General features: G+C 69.3%; 4 protein-coding genes. 1 reads left to right on the forward strand and 3 read right to left on the reverse strand.

Annotation, left to right across the window (positions count from 1 at the left end):
* The first annotated feature begins 22 nt into the window (after positions 1 to 22).
* Entirely contained in the window at positions 23 to 1,306 is a 1,284-nt protein-coding gene (purD, locus tag AC1VXD_RS02405; RefSeq protein WP_482990666.1) for a phosphoribosylamine--glycine ligase, read from the forward strand.
* 100 nt (positions 1,307 to 1,406) lie between these two features.
* Here purD and rpoH read toward each other — a convergent pair whose 3' ends face one another.
* The 3 genes from rpoH to AC1VXD_RS02420 form a co-directional block, all read right to left on the reverse strand.
* Positions 1,407 to 2,282 carry an RNA polymerase sigma factor RpoH gene (gene rpoH, locus AC1VXD_RS02410; RefSeq protein WP_482990667.1) on the reverse strand — a complete coding sequence of 292 codons (876 nt, stop codon included), beginning with the start codon at positions 2,280 to 2,282 and terminating at the stop codon, positions 1,407 to 1,409.
* 285 nt (positions 2,283 to 2,567) lie between these two features.
* The gene (locus AC1VXD_RS02415) at positions 2,568 to 6,266 is read right to left on the reverse strand and encodes a TonB-dependent receptor (protein ID WP_482990668.1); all 3,699 of its coding nucleotides are present in this window, start codon (positions 6,264 to 6,266) and stop codon (positions 2,568 to 2,570) included.
* 1 nt (position 6,267) lies between these two features.
* Positions 6,268 to 21,324: an Ig-like domain-containing protein gene (locus AC1VXD_RS02420; protein ID WP_482990669.1), complete on the reverse strand. Its 15,057-nt coding sequence runs from the start codon at positions 21,322 to 21,324 to the stop codon at positions 6,268 to 6,270.
* Positions 21,325 to 21,358 lie beyond the last annotated feature (34 nt).

The following is a 21,358-nucleotide window of genomic DNA, read 5'->3' on the forward strand; positions in this document are numbered from 1 at the left end:
CCACGCAATCTGGAATCTCTTGATGAACGTACTTGTCATCGGCTCTGGCGGCCGCGAACACGCCCTGGCATGGAAGCTGGCCCAGTCCTCCCGTGTCACCGAAGTGATCGTGGCGCCCGGCAATGCCGGCACGGCCAACGAAGACAAGTGCCGCAACGTAGCGGTGAAGGTGACCGACATCGACGGCCTGCTGGCGCTGGCCCAGGCCGAAGGCGTGGCGCTGACCGTGGTCGGCCCGGAAGTGCCGCTGGTGGCCGGCGTGGTCGACCGCTTCCGCGCCGCCGGCCTGCGCATCTTCGGGCCGACCGCCGCCGCCGCGCAGCTGGAAGGCAGCAAGGCCTACGCCAAGGATTTCCTGGCCCGCCACAACATCCCCACCGCCTTCTACGCCGTGCACACCGAGGTGGACGCTGCGCTGGCCTACATCCGCGAGAAGGGCGCACCGATCGTGGTCAAGGCAGATGGCCTGGCCGCCGGCAAGGGCGTGATCGTGGCGATGACCCAGGCCGAGGCCGAGGACGCGGTACGTGACATGCTCTCGGGCAACGCCTTCGGCGATGCCGGCGCGCGCGTGGTCATCGAGGAATTCCTCGATGGTGAGGAAGCCAGCTTCATTTCGATGGTCGACGGCGTGCACGCGCTGCCGATGGCCACCTCGCAGGACCACAAGCGCGTCGGCGACGGCGACACCGGCCCGAACACCGGTGGCATGGGCGCCTACTCGCCCGCGCCGGTGGTGACGCCGGAGGTGCACGCGCGGGTGATGCGCGAGGTGGTGAACCCGACCGTGCAGGGCATGATCGCCGACGGCATCCCGTTCACCGGCTTCCTCTATGCCGGCCTGATGATCGATGCCAGCGGCGCGCCGAAGGTAATCGAGTTCAACGTGCGCTTCGGCGACCCGGAAACCCAGCCGGTGATGCTGCGCCTGCAGTCAGACCTGGTGGACCTGGTGGAAGCGGCCATCGATGGCCGCCTGGACCAGCTGGACGCGCAGTGGGATCCGCGCCCATCGCTGGGCGTCGTGCTGGCCGCCAAGCCTTATCCGGAAGCGCCGATCACCGGTGAGGTGATCTCCGGCCTGGACGACGTGCCCGCCAATGCCAAGGTGTTCCATGCTGGCACCACGCTGGATGCAGAGGGCCAGGTGCTCAGCGCCGGCGGCCGCGTGCTGTGCGTGGCCGCGCTGGGCGACAGCGTGCGCGACGCGCAGGCCAGTGCCTATGCCGGCGTGGCCAAGGTGACCTGGGCCAACGAGTTCCACCGCACCGACATCGGCTGGCGCGCGATCGCACGCGAGGGCTGAGGCTCGCCCGGCGTCAGTAGATCCACGCCATGCGTGGATGAGCCCCACAAACAGAAAGGCCCGGCATTGCCGGGCCTTTCCTCATTCCAACGCCTCCCGCTTACGCAGTGAACAGCGCCTTCATCTTCTTCAGCGCGTTCGCTTCAACCTGGCGGATGCGCTCGGCAGACACCCCGTACTCATCAGCCAGTTCCTGCAGCGTCACCTTGCTGTCGGCATCCAGCCAGCGGCGGCGGATGATGTCGCGCGAGCGGGCATCCAGCTCGGCCAGGCCTTCGCGCAGCAGCTGCATCTGGTTGTCTTCGCTGTCCTCGCGCTCGTAAGCCATCGACGGATCTTCATCGTCGGACACCAGGAACGCAGCCGGCGACGGCGGCGCATGATCATTGTCTTCGTCGGTCGGCGCATCGAAACCGATATCGCGACCGGACAGGCGCGATTCCATTTCCATGACCTCGCGCTCGGACACGTTCAGATCCTTGGCGACGGCGCTGACTTCGGCCGCGTTCATCCAGCCCAGGCGCGTCTTCGACCTGCGCAGGTTGAAGAACAGCTTGCGCTGCGCCTTGGTCGTGGCGACCTTGACGATGCGCCAGTTCTTGAGGATGAACTCGTGCATTTCGGCACGGATCCAATGCACGGCGAAGGACACCAGGCGCACGCCCATGTCGGGGTCGAAGCGCTTGACCGCCTTCATCAGGCCGATGTTGCCTTCCTGGATCAGGTCGCCCAGCGCAAGACCGTAGCCGTTGTAACCGCGGGCCACGTGCACCACGAAGCGCAGGTGCGAATGCACCAGCTCACGTGCGGCGTCCAGATCGTCACCGTCGCGGAAACGACGGGCCAGGTCCTGTTCGTCATCGACCGACAGCACCGGAATCTGGTGCACGGCACCGATGTAGGCGTCCAGCGAACCGAGCGCACTGGGAATCGGGAGATTGTTTGCCACAAGGGCAGTAGAGGTGTTCTGGCTCATAGGGCTCATCTTAGCAGTCCGGCTTTTGGACTGCTAAAGCGGGAGGAAGTTCCAGTGTTCCGCGAACAGAACACTGGGCGATTCAACATCCCTACCCTATCGCGAATTGATGACAATGGCGAGCAGGCTCGACCATGGAAGAACACCTTCCAAATCAATCACTTGAAGAGAATAAGGTGCATGAATGGTCGTTTTGGGCCGCAAAATCCCACGGCGCCACCCCATTCAGCCCGGCAATGTTGCCGGTCGTTCAGCCCAAGGCCGCATGGCCGCCCTCGGGCGGCCTCAGTAGTAACCGGCCAAGTTCAGGAAGAAGCCCTTCTGGTCGTACCTCAGCTCGGTCATGTCGTCGCTGAACTCGGTGAAGTTGTAGCCCACGCCGACCTTGAAGTTCTCGCCCACCCGCCGGTCCACGCCCAGCAGCCAGCCCTTGCGCACGCCGCCCTCGCGCACCTTCAGCCAGCGGTGCTCGGCCAGCCCTTCCCACTCCGCGAACAGGCGGTAGCGCAGCTGCAGGGCGGCGAAGTCGGCGCGGCTGTCCAGCCAGGCGCCCTCACCGCGGCCGGTGCGGTAGTCGCCCCAGCGCGAGGCCAGCTTGGCAGCCATTTCCCAGCGCTCGCCGATCTGGCGGATGCCCTCCAGCGACAGCACCTGTGAACGTTGGTCGTACAGGTTGCCGCCTTCCTGGCCCAGAGAGGCCACGTCATAAAGGTAGGTGAACTTGCCGAAGCCGGCCCAGCGCGTGTTGTCGTGCGGGCGCCAGGCGAAGCCGACATTGGTTTCCACCAGCTTGGCATCGGCCACCGGATTGATCCGGTCCTGGGTGTCGGCGTAGTTCGCGCGCAGGGCGAAGCGCCAGTCTTCGTTGAGCTTGTAAAGCAGCCGGTTGGTGGTCACCCACTGCTCGCGCTGTTCGGCACCGCTGTCGCGGCGGTACTCCAGTTTGCTGCTCCACTGCGCCACCGCATCGGTGCGGCCACCGCTGACGCTGTACGCACGGCGGTTGATGCGGCCCACCGTGGATTCCAGCTCGCCGTCCATCAGGGTGAAGCCAAGGTTCCAGCCCTGCGCCGGGTAGAAATCCATGCCGAAGGTGTGCACCAGGCCCGCGCTGTCCTGGCGGCGGTCCTTCAGGTACTGGCTCTCGTTGTAGACGTTCACCTGGTTGCTCAGGCGCCATCGCTGGCCGACCGTCCAGCCGCTCTGCAGGCCGCTGTCGAACAGCGGATCGGTGCCGGTGCGGTCGGTGCTGTAGCTGTAGCTGCCGTACAGGCTGTGGTCGGGCGCCATGCGGTATTCGGCATCGACCTTGCCGCCGTGGCCGCGGCTGCCGCCACTCAGCTCGGCACCCACGCTGCTGCGGTCGCCGAACAGGTAGCGCGCACCCAGCGTCAGCAGGTCGTTCCTCTCGTAGGCACCGCCGTCATCGTCCAAAGTCACCTGGCCGGTGCCGTACAGCTCCCACGAGGACCCGAAGCGCTGGCGGTAACCGATCGCCGCCAGCAGCGCGGAGACATCCTGCAGCGCCTGCTCCTCGCGCACCCGGCGCAGTTCGCCGGTCAGCTGGCCGTCGTTGCCCAGCCGCCATTCGGCGGTCAGCTGGCTCTGCTCCAGCGCCAGTTCGCCCTGCTCGGCGCGGGTGTGGCGGCCGTACAGGCTGAAATCATCGGTAAGGTAGCCAAGGAACTCCGCGCCGTATTCCTGGATCGGCAGGCCGGTATCCTGGCGTGCCACCGAGAAGCCGGCGTCGACGTCGCGCCACCACGCGCCCAGGCTCCAGTCCTGCGTGGTCCAGCCGAGCTCGCGCAGGTTGGCGCGCGCTTCCACTGCCGATGCCTTGCCCGAACGGCGGCCTTCATACGGGTTGCGGCGGATGAAGCTGAGGCCGCCGTTGTCCGAATAGAACACCGGCGCTGCGGTGGCATCGGTGCGGGTCTGTTCCATCTTCAGGTAGGTACCGCGGCCGGCCTGCAGGGTCAGGTCGGCACCCTTCAGGCTGTAGTTCTCGCCGCTGCGGTTTTCTTCCACCCAGGTGCCGCCCACCGCCACGTGGTCGCCGATCCACTGGCGGCCGCGCGCACCGTAGGTCACGTCATTGCTGCCGAAGCCCAGCGGCACGTATTCGTAGTCCACCAGCAGCAGCTGGTCATAGCCGTCCAGCGGCATGTCGCGGGTGATGCTGCGCACGTTCTCGCGGGTCAGCTGTGCCAGCGGCCGGGTCAGGATCAGCCGGCCCTGCAGGTCGTCGATCTCGTAGTCCACGCCTTCCTGCAGGGTGGCGCGGGTTTCGGTGCGGCCGGTGGTGCGGTCGCGCACTTCCAGCACCACCTGTTCCGAGCCCGGCAGCAGGTCGGTATGGCGCAGGTAGTACAGGCTGCCGCCGGTGCCGAGGAATTCGCTGTGGCCCGGCGCCGACTGCGCCTCCGAACCGAATACCTTCAGCTGCGAACGCGCTTCACCCAGAGGCGTGGCCGACAGCGAGCGCCAGTTCAACGCGCCGCCGTACAGCGAACGCACGTACTGGCCGTACTCGGTGCCGGTGATGCCGGTGGCGAAATTGCCCCACAGGGCCTGGCTCTGGTCCCAGTCCACGCGCAGGTACAGGCGGCCCTGCGTATCAACGTCGCGGTAGGTGGTGGAATCGTCGCCGTACACCGGGTAGTACAGGTCCGGGTCGAGGCGGCGGAACACGTCCTGCGCATCGGCACGGCTGAAATCGCGGAACAGGTACTTCAGCTCGCGGTCCTGGGTGTCCGCCTGCGCGGTCACCAGATATTTGCCGCGCATCTTGCCCTTCAGGTAGAACGCCAGCCGGCCTTCGCTGAGGAAGCCGTCGGTGTCGCGGTCATCGGCAGCCAGCGGCTGCACGTTGCCGCTGGCACTGTTCTTCGACAGCGTGACATCGGCGATGGCGACCAGGAACAGGTAGCGGCCGGTCACGTCCACGTCCAGCTGGCGCTGCGCCAACGGCGCATCGCGCGATTCCACCCGCACGTCATAGCGGTGCTGGCCGACCGGCTCGAGGAACTCGGCGGCGAACTTCTGCTCCAGGTCGACCGGGAAATCCTGGCCGTTGATGCGCACGCGGCTGTTCGGCTCCAGGTTGCGGCCGTACAGGCGCACGCGCGAGCCGTGGATGGGAATGTTCTGCAGGCGCAGCATGCTCTGCCCGTAGATGCTGTTGCTGACCTGCAGGTCCTGCGCGTTGGCCCCATCCAGCGCCTGGCCCAGGGTCTTCTGCACGTTGTCTCGGGTCACCTGCAGGCCCCGGTCGAAGTCGGCCGGCGTGACCAGCTGGATGCGCTGGATCTGCGTTTCATCGAACGCACCGCCGGCGCCGTACGCGCGCGCCACGTAGATCAGTTCATCACCGGTACGCAGCTTGAACTGCTCCGGCACGCTGCCATCCCATTCGGCATCGCCCACGTAGTCGGACGGCAGCTCGATGCGCGCCAGCGGCGTCACCAGGTCGGTGTCGGTGCCGCGGTACAGGGTGACTTCCAGCTTGTCGATGAAGGAGGCGTAGTTGTTGTAGCTGTGGAAGCGCAGCGGGCGGATCACCCGCCCGTTCTCGAACGGCACGGTGGCCGCGGCCTGCACGCTCAGGCTGGGCGGCACCATGCTCGGATCTTCGGTGGCCCAGACCACGCCACCGTTGGGCAGCTCGGCCATGAACTGGCCGCCACGCGCGGACACGTCGGGGGTGACCGCCGGTGCCAGCGGCACGCTGCCGGTGGCCGACGGACCACTGTGGCCTGGCAGGGGCAGCAGCGGCGCGTCGGCGTCATCACCGATCCGCAGCAGCTCACCGACATTGCTGCGGCAGGTGTTACCCTCGCAGCGCACATCGTTGACCGGTACCGGCACGCTCTGCTGGGCCAGCACCGGGGGAGTGGCCAGCAGCAGGGCGAACACGCTCCAGTACATCGCATGGGGAAGCAGGGCGCGCACGATCAGGGCAGGACTCCGGTGGTTGGTCTTCATCTCAGCGCCCCTCCCCGCTGCGGGTACCGGCCGACGGTGACAGCCCGCCGGGCGGCTCGATCGCCAGCCGCTGCAGCACGCGGCCATCGCTGCCGTGCACTTCGATGCGTGTGGCGGCGGCGATGTCGGCCGGCAGGCGGCTGGCCAGTGCATCGCGCACCGTCTGCGCGCGCTGCCCGGCCAGGGCTTCCTCGCCCGCCGCAGCGACCAGCAGCACGCGGCCCCCGCCACGCGCCACCAGTGCCTGGGCGGCCTTGTCCAGCACGCCCGCGCGGTCGGCTGCCAGCGTAGCGCTGCCGCTGGCGAACAGTGCCTGGCCGAGTTCCACCCGCGCCGGACGCGGCACGGCGGCGGCGGGCGCGCTTTCGCTGCTCAGGGCACCGTCCGGCATGCGCACACCGAAGTCGAAGCGGACTGGCAGGCCGGGAGTGATGCGCCGTACCAGCGGGTTGGGCGTGGTGAAGCGCGCGCCGGCCGGCAGCGTCGACGGATCGACCTTGAGGATGAAGTTGCGGCCGCGTGCTTCGCCGCCCGGAATGCCAACCAGGTGGTAGCGACCGAAGGCATCGGTTTCCATCACCAGGCCTTCCACAGCCGCCACGCGTACGCCGGGGATACCACGCTCGCCATCGTCCTGGATGCCGTTGCCGTTGCGGTCGTCGAACACGCTGCCGACGATCAGGCTTTCATCCAGCAGCGGATCGACGCTGACATCGACGTCGGCCGTGGCCACGTTGGCGATGCTGCGGTTCTGCCCGTCGATGGCGGTGATGCGGTTGGTGTGCACGCCGGTGCCGGTACCCGCGCCTACGCGCAGGTAGTAGACCACCGTGGCGCGCTCGCCCACCGGCACGTCGATGCCGTCGATGCGCAGCGGCTGCACGCCGCTGGTGCGTGCGTCGTTGTCGGCATCCTGCACCGCGAAGCCACCGCTGACGAAGGTGAAGCCCGGCGGCAGCGTATCCAGCAGCGTGGCGCCGTTGGCATCGACCTCGCCCACGTTGTCGATGGTGACCGTGTAGCGCACCAGGTCGCCGATCTGCGCCGTGCGCTTGGCCGCCACCTTGGTCAGGCGCAGCACGGCCTGCTGGCCGGCCACCGTCACCGCCACGTTGGCTTCGGCGCACAGCGGGGTCGGCACGCTCAGGTCGCAGACGCGGTAGCGGAAGCTGTCGGTGCCGCTGAAGCCCGCGGCCGGCGTGTAGGTGCACACCCCGTTGGCGCACTGCACGGTGCCGTGGGCTGGCGCGGCAGCCACCTGCAGCGAGGCCGGGTCCAGCGGTGCCGTGCGGGTGCTGTCGTTGGCCAGCACGTTGATCAGCAGCGGGCCGCTGGTCTCGGCAGTCACCGCATCGTCGGCCAGGGTCAGCACGTTGGGCTCGACGGTGATGGTCACCGATGCGCTGGCACACATCGATGGATCGGCGACATCGCAGACCTGGTAATCCAGGCTCTGGATACCGGCAAAGTTGGCCAGCACCGCGAAGCGGATGCGCTTGTTCGGCAGCACCGTCGCATCGCCATACGGCGGCGGTGCGGTGATGGTGACGGTGACGGTGGCCGGATCCACCGGCGTACCATCCACGCGGTCGTTGCCGAGCACGTCGATCTCGACCACGCCGTTCTGCGGCATGTCGATCCGGTCATCCTCGGCCACCACGCCCGGCTCGGCAGCGATGACGGTCACGGTGACGGTGCCGACGTCGCAGACGGTGGGCTGGCTGACCAGGCACAGCGTGTAGGTGGTGCTGTAGCTGCCCGGTGCCAGGCCGGCGGCCACATCCACCCAGCCATCGGTGCTGAAGGTCAGTGCGTTGGTGCCCACCGGCACGAAGTTGACCTGGGCCGGATCCAGCGCGGCACTGTTGAAGGTGTCGTTGGCGAACACGTTGAGCAGGCGGGTGCGGCCTTCCGGCCCGACCGGGCCACCCGTGTCGTCCACCGCCAGCAGCGCGCCCACCGGGCCCTGCACCAGCACGGTGGCGATGGCGGTGGTGCAGTTGGCCGGCACGCCGTTCTCGCACAGCTGGTAGGCCAGCTGCACCTGCCCGGCCTGCACGCCCGGGGCCACCATGATCTGGCCCTGGTTGTTCATGGTGTAGCCCGGCGTGCTGCCGGTCAGGCTGGCTACCACACTGCCGACCGGCGGCGGCGAGACGTTGTTGAAGCTGTCGTTGTCCAGCACCGAGCGGGCGATGGTGCCACCCACCGACGGATCGACCGGGGTGCTGCTGAAGTCATCGTTCACCGCCAGCACCACGTTGGCCGCGCCGCCCACGTTGAAGGTGACGGTGGCCGTGCTGCACAGGGCCGCGTTCGGCGCCGGCAGGCAGACTTGGTAGGTGAAGCTGACCGGCCCGCTGGTGCCCACCGGCGGGGTGTAGGTGAAGCTGCCATCGGCGTTGAACAGCAGGCCGGCCGGGGTCGCGCCCTGCACGCTCCACACCGAACCCGCCGGCATGTTGTCGTTGCCAGCCACGCTGTTGGCCAGGGTCTGCCCGGCCTGCACGCTGAAGGTATCCGGCTGCGGCGCGGGGCTGACCACCACGGTCACACTGGCGGTGGCGCAGTTGCCGGGCGCGGCCACTTCGCAGACCTGGTAGGTGACCGTGGTCGGCCCGGACGTGACGCCGGTACCGATGCTGATCGTGCCATCCGGGTTGATGCCGAAACCGGCCGGTGCGCCGACCAGGGTCAGGGTGACGGTAGCGGCCGCCGGCGGCGAGGCGCCGTTGAGCGAATCATTGGCCAGCACGCTGGGCGTGGTACCGCCCGGGGCGATGCCGCTGAAGCTGTCATCGCCCGCCACCAGGGTGCCGGTGTTGACGTTGAGGGTGACCGACGCGGTGCCGCACTGCGCGGCATTGGGCGCCGGCAGGCACACCTGATAGGTGAAGGTGACCGCGCCGAGGGTGCCGGCCGGCGGGGTGTAGGTGAAGCTGCCATCGGCGTTGAACACCAGGCCCGGCGGCGTTGCGCCCTGCACGCTCCAGGTCGAACCGGCCGGCATGTTGTCGTTGCCGGCCACTGTGTTCGACAGCACCTGGCCCGCACGCACGCTGAAGGCATCCGGCTGTGGCGCCGGGCTGACCACCACGCTCACCGTCGCGTTGGCGCAGTTGCTGGGCGCGGCCACTTCACACACCTGGTAGGTGATGCTGGTCGGGCCGGACGGCACGCCGCTGCCGATGCTGATCGTGCCATCGGGGTTGATGCTGATGCCGGCCGGTGCGCCGACCAGGCCCAGGGTCACCGTGTTCGCCGGCGGCGGGGTGACGCCATTGAGCGAGTCGTTGCCGAGCACGCTGGGCGTGGTGCCGCCCGGAGCGATGCCGGTGAAGCTGTCATCGCCCGCCACCAGGGTGCCGGTGTTGACGTTGAGGGTGACCGTGGCGGTGCCGCACAGCGCCGCATCCGGTGCCGGCAGGCAGGCCTGGTAGATGAAGGTGACCGCTCCGGTGGTGCCGACCGGCGGCGTGTAGGTGAAGCTGCCATCAGTGTTGAACACCAGGCCCGCCGGCGTGGCGCCCTGCACGCTCCAGCTGGAGCCGGCCGGCAGGTTGTCGTTGCCGGCCACCGAGTTCGACAGCGTCTGCCCGGCCGCCACACTGAAGGCATCGGCCTGCGGCACGGGGCTGACCACCACGGCCACCGTGGCGGTGGCGCAGTTGCTGGGCGAGGCCGCCTCGCAGATGCGGTAGGTCAGCGTGGTGGCACCCGAGGTGACACCACCGCCGATGCTGATCGTGCCGTCGGCATTGATCGCGAAACCGGCCGGGGCGCCGACCAGGCCCAGGGTGACCGTCCCGGCCGCCGGCGGCGACACGCCATTGAGCGAATCGTTCGCCAGCACGCTGGGCGTGGTACCGCCCGGGGCGATGCCGCTGAAGCTGTCGTTGCCCGCCAGCAGGGTGCCGGTGCCGATGTTGAAGCTGACCGTGGCGGTGTTGCACAGCGCCTCATTCGGTGCGGGCAGGCAGGCCTGGTAGGTGAAGTCGACCACGCCAGTGGTACCGGCCGGCGGCGTATAGGTGAAGCTGCCATCGGTGTTGAACACCAGGCCCGGCGGGGTCGTGCCCTGCACGCTGAAGCTGGCGCCGGTCGGCAGGTTGTCGTTGCCCGCCACTGTGTTGGACAGCACCTGGCCGGCCTGCACGCTGAAGGCGTCGGCCTGCGGTGCCGGGCTGACCACCAGGTTCACCGTGGCGGTGGCGCAGTTGCTCGAGGCCGCCACTTCGCAGACCTGATAGGTCAGCGTGGTGGTGCCGGAGGTGACGCCGGTGCCGATGCTGATCGTACCGTCGGCAGCGATGGTGAAGCCGGCCGGCGCACCGACCAGGCTGACGGTGACGCTGCCAGCAGCCGGTGGCGACACGCTATTGAGCGAATCGTTGGCCAGCACGCTGGGCGTGGCACCGCCGGGCGCGATGCCGGTGAAGCTGTCGTTGCCGGCCACCAGGGTGCCGCTGTTGACGTTGAGGGTGACCGTGGCGGTGCCACACAGCGCTGCATTCGGTGCCGGCAGGCAGGTCTGGTAGGTGAAGGTCACCGGGCCGGTGGTGCCCGCCGGCGGCGTGTAGCTGAAGCTGCCATCGCCATTGAACACCAGGCCCGCCGGCGTCGCGCCCTGCACGCTCCAGGTCGAACCAGCCGGCATGTTGTCGTTGCCGGCCACGTTGTTGTTCACCGACTGCCCCGCCTGCACGCTGAAGGCATCGGCCTGCGGCGCCGGGCTCACCACCACGTTGACGCTGGCGGTGGCGCAGTTGCTGGAGGCCGCCACTTCGCAGATCTGGTAGGTCAGCGTGGTGCTGCCCGACACCACGCCGCTGCCGACGCTGATCGTGCCATCCGGGTTGATGGTGAAGCCGGTGGGCGCACCCACCAGGCTCAGCGACACCGAGGCGGCCGGCGGCGGCGTCACGCCGTTGAGCGAATCGTTGGCCAGCACGCTGGGCGTGGCCGTGCCCGGGGCGATGTTGCTGAAGCTGTCATCGCCGGCCACCAGGGTGCCGGTGTTGACGTTGAGGGTGACCGTGGCGGTGCCGCAGACGCTGCCGTTCGGCGCCGGCAGGCAGGCCTGGTAGGTGAAGCTGACCGAACCGAGGGTGCCGACCGGCGGCGTATAGGTGAAGCTGCCATCGGCGTTGAACACCAGGCCGGTGGGCGTGGTGCCCTGCACGCTCCAGCTCGAACCGGCCGGCATGCTGTCGTTGCCGGCCACGCTGTTGGCCAGCTGCTGCCCGGCCTGCGCCGAGAAGGCATCGGCCTGCGGCGTCGGGGTCACCACGATGGTCACGCTGGCGGTGTCGCAGTTGTTGGCCGCCGCCGCTTCACACAGCTGGTAGGTCAGCGTGGTGGAACCGGCCAGCACGCCGCTGCCGACGGTGATCGTGCCATCCGGGTTCAGGGTGAAGCCGGCCGGCGCGCCCACCAGCGACAGCCGCACCCCGGCCGCCGGGGCCGGGCTGGCGCCGTTGAGGCGGTCATTGGCGAGCACGCTGGCCGCCGACGCGCCACCGGCAACCACGCCGGTGATGACGTCATCGCCAGCCACCAGGTCGCCGTTGTTGATGTTGAGGCTGAAGGTGGTGGAGCCGCACAACGCCGCATTCGGTGCCGGCAGGCAGGCCTGGTAGGTCACCGTGATCGGACCGGTGGTGCCGGCCGGCGGTGCATAGGTGAAGCTGCCATCAGTGTTGAAGGTCAGCCCGGCCGGTGCCGTGCCCTGCACGCTCCAGCTCGAACCCACCGGCATGTTGTCGTTGCCGGCCACGCTGCCGGCCAGCGTCTGCCCGGCCTGCACGGCAAAGGCATCCGGCTGCGGCGCCGGGCTGACCACCACCAGCACGCTGGCGGTGTCGCAGTTGGCCGGCGAGGCCACCTCGCAGATGCGGTAGGTCAGCGTGGTCGCACCGGACTGCACGCCGGTAGCCACGGTGATCAGGCCATCGGCGCTGATCGAGAAGCCGGCCGGTGCACCGACCAGGGCCAGCGTCACCGTACCGGCCGCCGGTGGCGACACGCCGTTGAGCGAATCGTTGGCCAGCACGCTGGTGCCCACGGTGCTACCCGGCGCGATGTTGCTGAAGCTCTCGTCGCCGGCGACCAGGGTGCCGTTGTTGATGGTGATCGTGGCGGTGGTGACGCCACAGACCGCCGCATTCGGCGCAGGCAGGCAGACCTGGTAGTCAAAGGTGACCACGCCCAGCCGGCCCGGCGGCGGCGTGTAGGTGAAGGCACCGGTGGCGGTCATCACCAGGCCATCCGGCGCGGTGCCCTGCACGCTGTACAGCGCGCCCGGCGGCACGTTGTCGTTGCCGGCCACGCCGGCCGAGAGCGTCTGCCCAACCTGCACGGCGAAGGCATCCGGCTGCGGCGATGGGCTGACCACCACGGTGGCGTTGGCGGTATCGCAGTTGTTGGCCGCTGCGGCTTCGCAGATCTGGTAGGTCAGGGTGACCGGACCGGAGACCGCAGTGGACGGCACGCTGATCGTGCCCTGCGCGGTGATCGCGTAGCCGGCCGGCGCGCCGACCAGGCTCAGCACCACCGAGGAACCGGCCGGCGGCGAGTTGCCATTGAGCGAGTCGTTGGCCAGCACGCTGGCGCTGGAGGTGGTGCCGGCGGCGACACCGGTCAGGGTGTCATCGGCGGCGACCAGCGCGCCGTTATTGATGTTGAGGGTGAGCGTGGCGGTGCCACACAGGTTGGCATTGGGCGCCGGCAGGCAGACCTGGTAGGCCACCACCACCGGACCGCTGGTTCCGGCCGGCGGCGCATAGGTGTAGCTGCCATCGGAGTTGAAGCTGAAACCGGCCGGCGGCGTGCCCGGCAGGCTCCAGCTGGAACCGGCCGGCATGTTGTCGTTGCCGGCCACGCTGGCGCTGAGGCTCTGCCCCACCTGCACGGCGGCGGCATCGTCCTGCGGCGCCGGGTTGACCACCACGGTTACGCTGGCAGTGGCGCAGTTGCCCGGCGCCACCGCTTCGCAGATCTGGTAGGTCAGCGAGGTCGGGCCGGACATCGCACCGCTGCCGGCGGTGATGGTGCCGTTCGGGTTGAGGGTGAACGCGGCCGGTGCACCGACCAGGCTCAGCACCACGTCGCCCGGCGGCGGCGGGCTGACGCCGTTGAGCGAATCGTTGGCCAGCACGCTGGCAGCAGAGGTACCGCCCGGGGCAATGCCGGCCAGCGTGTCGTCACCGGCCAGCAGGGTGCCGTTGCTGACGTTCAGCGTGGCCTGCGCGGTGGCGCAGTCCGTGGCATTCGGTGCCGCCAGGCAGACCTGGTAGAGGAAGGTGACCGCGCCGGTGACGCCGGTCGGCGGCGTGTAGCTGAAGCTGCCATCGGTGTTGAACACCAGGCCGGCTGGCGTGGCGCCCTGTACGGTCCAATTGGAACCGGCCGGCATGTTGTCGTTGCCGGCCACGCTGGCCGACAGCACCTGCCCGGCCTGCACGCTGAACACATCGGCCTGCGGTGCCGGCAGGACCACCAGCGCGATGCTGGCGGTGTCGCAGTTGCCGCTCACCGCGGCTTCGCAGGCTTGGTAGGTCAGGGTCAGCGGGCCGGACACGATGCCGGCAGGCACGGTCAGCACGCCATCGGCAGCGAGCACGAAGCCGGCCGGAGCGCCGACCAGGCTGACCAGCACCGTGCCGGCGGCAGGCGGCGAGACGCCGTTGAGCGAATCGTTGCCCAGCACGCTGGTCGCAGCGCTGCCACCCGGCGCGAGGGTGAAGCTGTCATCGACCGCAATCAGGTTGCCGTTGTTGATGTTGAGCGTCACCGTGGCGGTACCGCACAGCGCTGCATTCGGCGCGGGCAGGCAGGCCTGGTAGGTGAAGGTCACCGGGCTGGGGGTATTGGCCGGCGCGGTGTAGGTGAAGCTGCCATCGGTGTTGAAGTCCAGGCCGTTGGGCACGGTGCCCTGCACCGAGAACTGCGAACCGGTCGGCAGGTTGTCGTTGGCGGCCACGTTGCCGTTGCTGATCGTGCCTGCGGCCTGCAGCGAATACGCATCGGCCTGTGGCGACGGCGCGATGACCAGGGCCACGGTGGCGGTATCGCAGTTGCCGGGCACGGCGGTTTCGCAGATCTGGTAGGTCAACGTGGTCGCGCCGGAGAGCACGCCGCCCGGCACCACGAGGGTGCCGTCGGGGTTGATGGCAAAGCCGGCCGGGGCGCCGACCAGGCTGAGCTGCACGCTGGCCGGTGCCGGCGGCGTGGTGCCGTTGAGGCTGTCATTGGCCAGCACGCTGGCGGTGGTGCCACCGGCCGCGATGCCGCTGAAGCTGTCGTCCGCTGCAACCAGGGTGCCCGTGTTGACGTTGAGGGTCGCCGTGGCGGTACCGCACACCGTGTTGTTGGGTGCTGGCAGGCAGGCCTGGTAGGTGAAGGTGACCGCACCGGTGGTGCCCACCGGCGGCGTGTAGCTGAAGCTGCCATCGGCGTTGAACGCCAGCCCGGCCGGCGGGGTGCCCTGCACTGCCCAGCTGGAGCCGGCCGGCAGGTTGTCGTTGGTAGCCACGCTTGCACCGGTCAGGCTGGCACCGGCCTGCACGGCGAAGGCATCGGCCTGCGGCGCCGGGGTCACCACGAAGGTGATGGCCGCAGTGGCGCAGTTGGTCGGCGACGCGGTCTCGCACAGCTGGTAGGTCAACGTGGTGGCACCGGCCACGGCACTGGCCGGAATCTGCACGCTGCCATCGTTGTTGATGACGAAGCCGGCCGGCGGCGCCACCAGCAGCAGCTGCACGGCGGCCGACGGCGGCGGGGTCACGCCGTTGAGCACGTCATTGGCGAGCACGCTGGGCGTCACCGAACCAGCGGTCAGCGGCGCGGCGAAGGCATCGTCGTTGGCGACGATGGCACTGACCGCGATGGTGAGCGTGGCGGTGGCGGTGCCGCACACCGCGGCATCCGGCGCGGGCAGGCACGCCTGGTAGCTGAAGGTGACCGGGCCGAGGGTGCCGGCCGGCGGCGTGTAGGTGAAGCTGCCATTGCCGTTGAACACCAGGCCCTGCGGCGGCGACGGCACGTTCCAGGTGGAACCGGCGGGCATGGCGTCATTGCCGGCGACATTGCCGGTGTTGGCCTGGCCGGCCTGCACGCTGATGGTGTCGTTCACCGGCGTCGGCCGCACCACCAGGGCGATGCTGGCGGTGGCGCAGTTGTTGGCCGCCGCCGTCTCGCACACCTGGTAGGTGAGCGTGGTGGCGCCACTGGCCGCATCGGTCGGAACCGACACGGTGCCGGTGGGGTTGATGCTGAAGCCAGCCGGTGCGCCCACCAGTGACAGCGCCACGTTGGCCGACGCCGGCGGACTGACGCCATTGAGGGTGTCGTTGGCCAGCACGCTGGCCGTGGTGCCGCCCGGCGCGATCGCACCGAAGCTGTCGTTGTTGGCCAGCAGTGCGCCGTTGTTGATGTTCAACGTCACCGTCGCGGTCCCGCACACGGTGGTGTTCGGCGCAGGCAGGCAGGCCTGGTAGACGAAGCTGGTGGGGCTGGTAGTACCGGCCGGCGGCGCATAGGTGAAGCTGCCATCGGCGTTGAAGGTCACGCCGGCCGGCGGCGTGCCCTGCAGGGTGAAGATCGAGCCCACCGGCATGCCGTCGTTGGTCGCCACGTTGGCAGTGACCGACAGGCCCGCCTGCACGGCAAACGCATCATTGGCCGGTGCCGGTGCGACCACCAGGGCCACGTTGGCGGTGGCGCAGTTGGTCGTGGCAGCTGCTTCGCAGACCTGGTAGGTCAGCGAGACCGCGCCCGCGGCCGTGCCGGTGGCCACGGCGATCGTGCCATCGGCGGCGATCGAGAAACCGGACGGCGCACCGACCAGGCTGAGCACCACGTCGGTCGCGGCCGGCGTCGTACCGTTCAGCGTGTCGTTGCCCAGCACGCTGGACGTGGCACTGCCAGCGGCGACCGGTGCGGTGATGGTGTCATCCACCGCGACCAGAGTGCCGCTGTTGACGTTGAGGGTGGCCGTGGCCTGGGCGCAGATGCCGTTGTCGGGCGCTGCCAGGCACACCTGGTAGCTGAAGGTGACCGCGCCACTGAAGCCGGCCGCCGGGGTGTAGACGAAGCTGCCATCGGCATTGAACGACAACCCGGCCGGCGCGGTACCGACTACGGTGAACTGCGCACTGCTGCCGACGTTGTCGTTGCTGGCCACCGAACTGGTCAGTGCCTGCCCCGCCGGCGTGGACAGCGCATCGTCGATGGCCGACGGTGCCACCACCAGGCGCAGCGTGGCGTTGGCGCAGTTGCCCGGCGCCGCCGCTTCGCACAGCTGGTAGGTCAGCGTTCGGCCACCCGCCGGCACGCCCGCGGCAACCGTCACCGTGCCATCCGGGTTGAGGCTGATGCCGGCCGGTGCACCGGTCAGGCTCAGCAGCACATCGGCCGCGGCCGGCGGGGTGCTGCCGTTCAGCGCATCATTGAGCAGTACCGACGGCGTGCTGCCACCGGTGACCGGATTGATCGGCGCAGCGCTGAAGTTGTCGTCATTGGCGGCCAAGCTGCCGACGGTGATGTTGATGCTGGCCGTGGCGGTGGCGCACAGCGTGGTGTTCGGCGCCGGCAGGCAGGCCTGGTAGGTGAAGGTGACCGGGCTGACCACGTTGACCGGCGGCAGGTAGGTGAAGCTGCCGCCACCGCCGAAGCTGAGGCCGGCCGGCGTGGCGCCGACGACGGTGAACACGGCACCGGCCGGCACGTTGTCATTGTCACCGACGCTGCCGTTCAACGGCTGGCCGGCGGCGGTGGAATAGCTGTCGTTCTGCGCCGACGGCGTCACCACCAGGCGGATGCTCGCACTGGCGCAGTTGCTGGGCGCGGCGGTTTCGCAGATCTGGTAGTTCAGCACCGTGGCACCGGCGGCGGCGCTGGCGGGCACCTGCAGCAGTCCTGCGTTGGTAAGCGCATAGCCCGACGGGGCACCCACCAGGGTCAGGGTGACGCTACCGGCCGGCGGCGGCACGCTGCCATTGAGGCTGTCGTTGACCAGCACGCTGGTGCTGCTGCTCGCGCCCGGGGCCAGCGGCGTCGCGCTGAAGTCGTCGTCCATCGCCATCAGGGTGCCGGCGTTGACGTTGATGGTCGCCCCGGCCGTGCTGCACAGCGCGCCATCCGGTGCCGGCAGGCAGGCCTGGTAGCTGAAGCTCACCGGCCCGGTAAAACCGGCCGGCGGCGTGTACTGGAAGGTGCCGTCGCGGCCCAGCTGCAGGCCGTCCGGCGTGGTGCCCGACACCGTGAACACTGCGCCCACCGGCGCATTGTCATTGCTGGCCACGCTGCCCGACAGCAGCTGCGCGGCCGGCGTGGAGAACACGTCGGCCACGGCCGTGGGCGCGACCACCAGGCGGATCTGCGCCGAATCGCAGTTGCTCGGCAGCGCGGTTTCGCACAGCTGGTAGGTCAGCGTCAGCGCGCCCGACGGCACGCCCGCATCGACGTTCAACACCCCGCTGGCATCCAGGGTGAAGCCCGACGGCGCGCCGACCAGGCTCAGCAGAACATCGGCCGATGCCGGCGGCTGGGTACCGTTGAGGCTGTCATTGAGCAGCACCGACAACGTGCTGCCACCACCGGCACCGATCGGGGTTGCACGGAAGTCATCATCAGCGGCCACCAGGGTGCCGGCGTTGACGTTGACGGTGACCGTCGCGCCCGCGCACACCGTGTCGTTGGGTGCTGGCAGGCAGGCCTGGTAGGCGAAGGTGACCACGCCCTGGGTGCCGGCCGGCGGCGTGTAGGTGAATGCACCGCCAGCGGCCAGCACCAGGCCCGCCGGTGCGCTACCGGTGACGCTGAAGGTGGCACCGGCCGGGACGTTGTCATTGCTGGCGACATTGCCGCTGACCGGCACGCCCACCGTGGTGCTGACGTTGTCGTTCACCGCCACCGGCGCCAGCAGCAGCTGCACCGCACCGTCATCGCAGTTGGTCGGCAGCGCGGCCTCGCACATGCGGTAAGCGAAGTTGACCGCACCCGCGGCCGCGCCGCCGGGCACCGAGATGGTGCCGTTGGGGTTGAGCACGTAGCCGCTGGGCGCGCCCAGCAGGCTCAGGATCACTTCGGCCGGCGCCGGCGGAATCGCACCGTTGATGGTGTCGTTGGCCAGCACGCTGATGGTGGTGCCACCGGTGGCGGGATTCAGCAGGCTGCCGCGGAAATCGTCGTCGTTGGCGACCAGGGTGCCGGCATTGACGTTGAGGGTTGCCGTGGCGGTGCTGCAGACGGTGGTATACGGCGCCGCCAGGCAGGCCTGGTAGGTGAAGGTCGTGGTGCCGGTGAACTGCGCCGGCGGGGTGTAGGTGAAGCTGCCATCGGCGTTGAACACCAGCCCCTGCGGCGCAGTACCCGTGACCGCGTAGGTGCTGCCGGCGGCGACGCGGTCGTTCACCGACACGTTGCCGCTGACCGCACGCCCGACCTGGGTGGTGAAGCTGTCCGCCACGGCCTGCGGCGCGATCACCACGGCGATGGTGGCGGTGGCGCAGTTGCTGGTGCCGGCCTGGCACAGCTGGTAGGTCAGGCTCAGCGGGCCGGCGGGAGCACCGCCCGGCACCTGCAGTTCGCCGGTGGGGGCCAGCGTGAAGCCGGCCGGCGGGGCATTGATCAGCGACAGAGTGGCCTGCGCCGGGTCGATCGCCACACCGTTGAGGGTGTCGTTGGCCAGCACGCTGGCCGTGGTGCCACCGGTGCCGGGCACCGGCGCAGCGGTGAAGTCGTCATTACCGGCCACGACGGCGGCGACGGCCACGTTCACCGTCACCGTAGCGGCATCGCAGACGCCGCCATTGGGCGCCGGCAGGCAGACCTGGTAGCGGAAGCTGTCCGCGCCCGCGTACGTGCCCTGCGCGGTGTAGCTGAAGCTGCCGTCGGCATTGACGCTGACCGCACCGTGCGCGGCACCGGCCAGCAGGCTGAACTGCGAGCCCGCCGGCACGTTGTCGTTGCCGGCCACGCTGCCGCCCAGCGCGACGCCCGCGGTCGCGGCAAAACTGTCGTCCACCGCATCGGGGGCGATGATCAGCTGCACGTTGGCGGTGGCGCAGTTGGTCGCGCCCGGCAGTTCGCAGATCTGGTAGGTGAAGTTGAAAGCGCCCGACGCTGCGCCGGCCGCCACCTGCAGCTGGCCAGCGGCGTTGGCGGTGATGCTGGCCGGTGCGCCGTTCAGTGCCAGGCTGACGCCCGCCGGTATCACCGCCGTGCCGTTGAGGGTGTCGTTGCCGAGCAGGCTGATGGCAGTGGTGGTCCCCGGCTGCAGCGGCGTGGCGAACAGATCGTCGGCCGCCGCCAGCTGGTTGACGGCCACGGTCACGGTCACCGTTGCGGTATCGCAGACGGTGCCGTTCGGTGCCGGCAGGCACAGCTGGTAGGTGAAGGTGTCCGGCCCGGTATTGGCGTTGGCCGGGGTGTAGGTGAAGGTGCCATCGGCGTTGACCACGGCCGTGCCGCGGGTGGCCTGGGCGCCCAGCGTGAAGACCGAGCCGCTGGCAAAGTTGTCGTTGCCGGCCAGGGTGCCGGTCACCGGTCGACCACCGCCCGGGGTGCTCACCGCATCGTCCACCGCATCGGGGCTGACCACCAGGTTGGCGGTGGCCGTGGCGCAGTTGGTCGGCGCGGCGTTGTCGCACATCCGGTACAGCAGCGACAGCGGGCCAGCCGCCGCCGTGGCCGGCACGACGATGGTGCCGTTGGGGTTGATCGAGAAGCCGCTGGGCGCGCCGACCAGGCTCAGCGTCACCTGCGCCTGGCTGACCGGGACGTTGTCGAAGGTGTCGTTGCCGAGCACCGTAAGCGTGGTACCGCCTGCACCCGGCGGCAGCGGCGTGGCGAAGGTGTCGTCGTTGGCGACCAGCACGTTGGCACCCACCACCACCGATGCGATCGACGTCGAGCAGACGCTGGCATTCGGCGCAGGCAGGCACACCTGGTAGTTGATCTGCACGGGCTGGGTGATGTTGCCGGCCGGTGCGTAGGTCAGCGTGCCGGTGCTGCTGATGGTGGCGCCCGCAACCGGCGTACCGGTCTGGCTGTAGGTGGCGCCAGCCGGCGCGTTGTCGTTGGCGGCCAGGTTGCCGGTCAGCGATGGGGTGCCCGCCTGCACGTTGAAGCTGTCGGCCACGGCTGTGGGTGCGATGACCAGGCTGGCCGTGGCAGTGGCGCAGTTGGTCGGCGAGGCGTTCTCGCAGATCTGGTAGCCGATCGACGTCGCCCCCGACGCCGCACCGGCCGGCACCGCGATGACGCCGTCGCTGTTGATGGTAAAGCCCGCCGGCGCGTTCTGCAGCGAGATGATCAGGTTGCCGCCGACCACCGGCTGGCCGTTCAGGGTGTCGTTGCCCAGCACCGTCGGCGTGCTGCCGCCGATGGTGGAGGAAATGGGCGTGGCAAAGCTGTCGTTGGCCGCGACCAGCGCATTGGCCTGCACCGGCACGGCCGGGGTGGTAGCGGTGTTGTCGCCCGGGGTCGGGTCGGTGGTGCCCGACGGCAGCACCAGCGACACGCTGTTGGCCGGCACCGTGGCCGGGGTCGCGGCCGGCGCCGTGCCGTTCACCAGCAGCACCACGCTGTCACCCACGCCCACGTTGACCAGCACGTTCACCGCATTGCCGCTGCCACTGGGCTGCGCACAGGACGACGCGGTCGTGGTCGCCTGGCAGGTCCAGGTCACGTTGGTCAGCAGCGAGGACACCGTATCGACCACGCCGACGCCACTGGCCGCCGACGGCCCTGCGTTGTTCACCTGGATGCGGTACTGCACCGGGCCACCTGCGGCCACGGGGCTGGCGCTGACCAGGCTCTTGCTCACGCTCAGCTGCGCCTGCAACGCCAGTGCATTGGTATCGGTGGCGCTGTTGTTGCCCGGCGTCGGGTCGGCCACGTCGGTCGGTGCGGTCACCGTGGCGGTGTTGTTCAGCGGGTTCGGGTAGCTCTGCGCCAGCAGCGGCGGCGGCAGCAGCAACGCCAGCACGGCCATGGCATGCGCGATGCCGGCCGATGCCCTGCCTGCCCTGCCCTGCCTGCCCACTGCTGCCATGCGTCCGTCCTCGAATGCACGCCGTCGCCTGCTG

Source organism: Stenotrophomonas sp. STEN054, assembly GCF_056854535.1.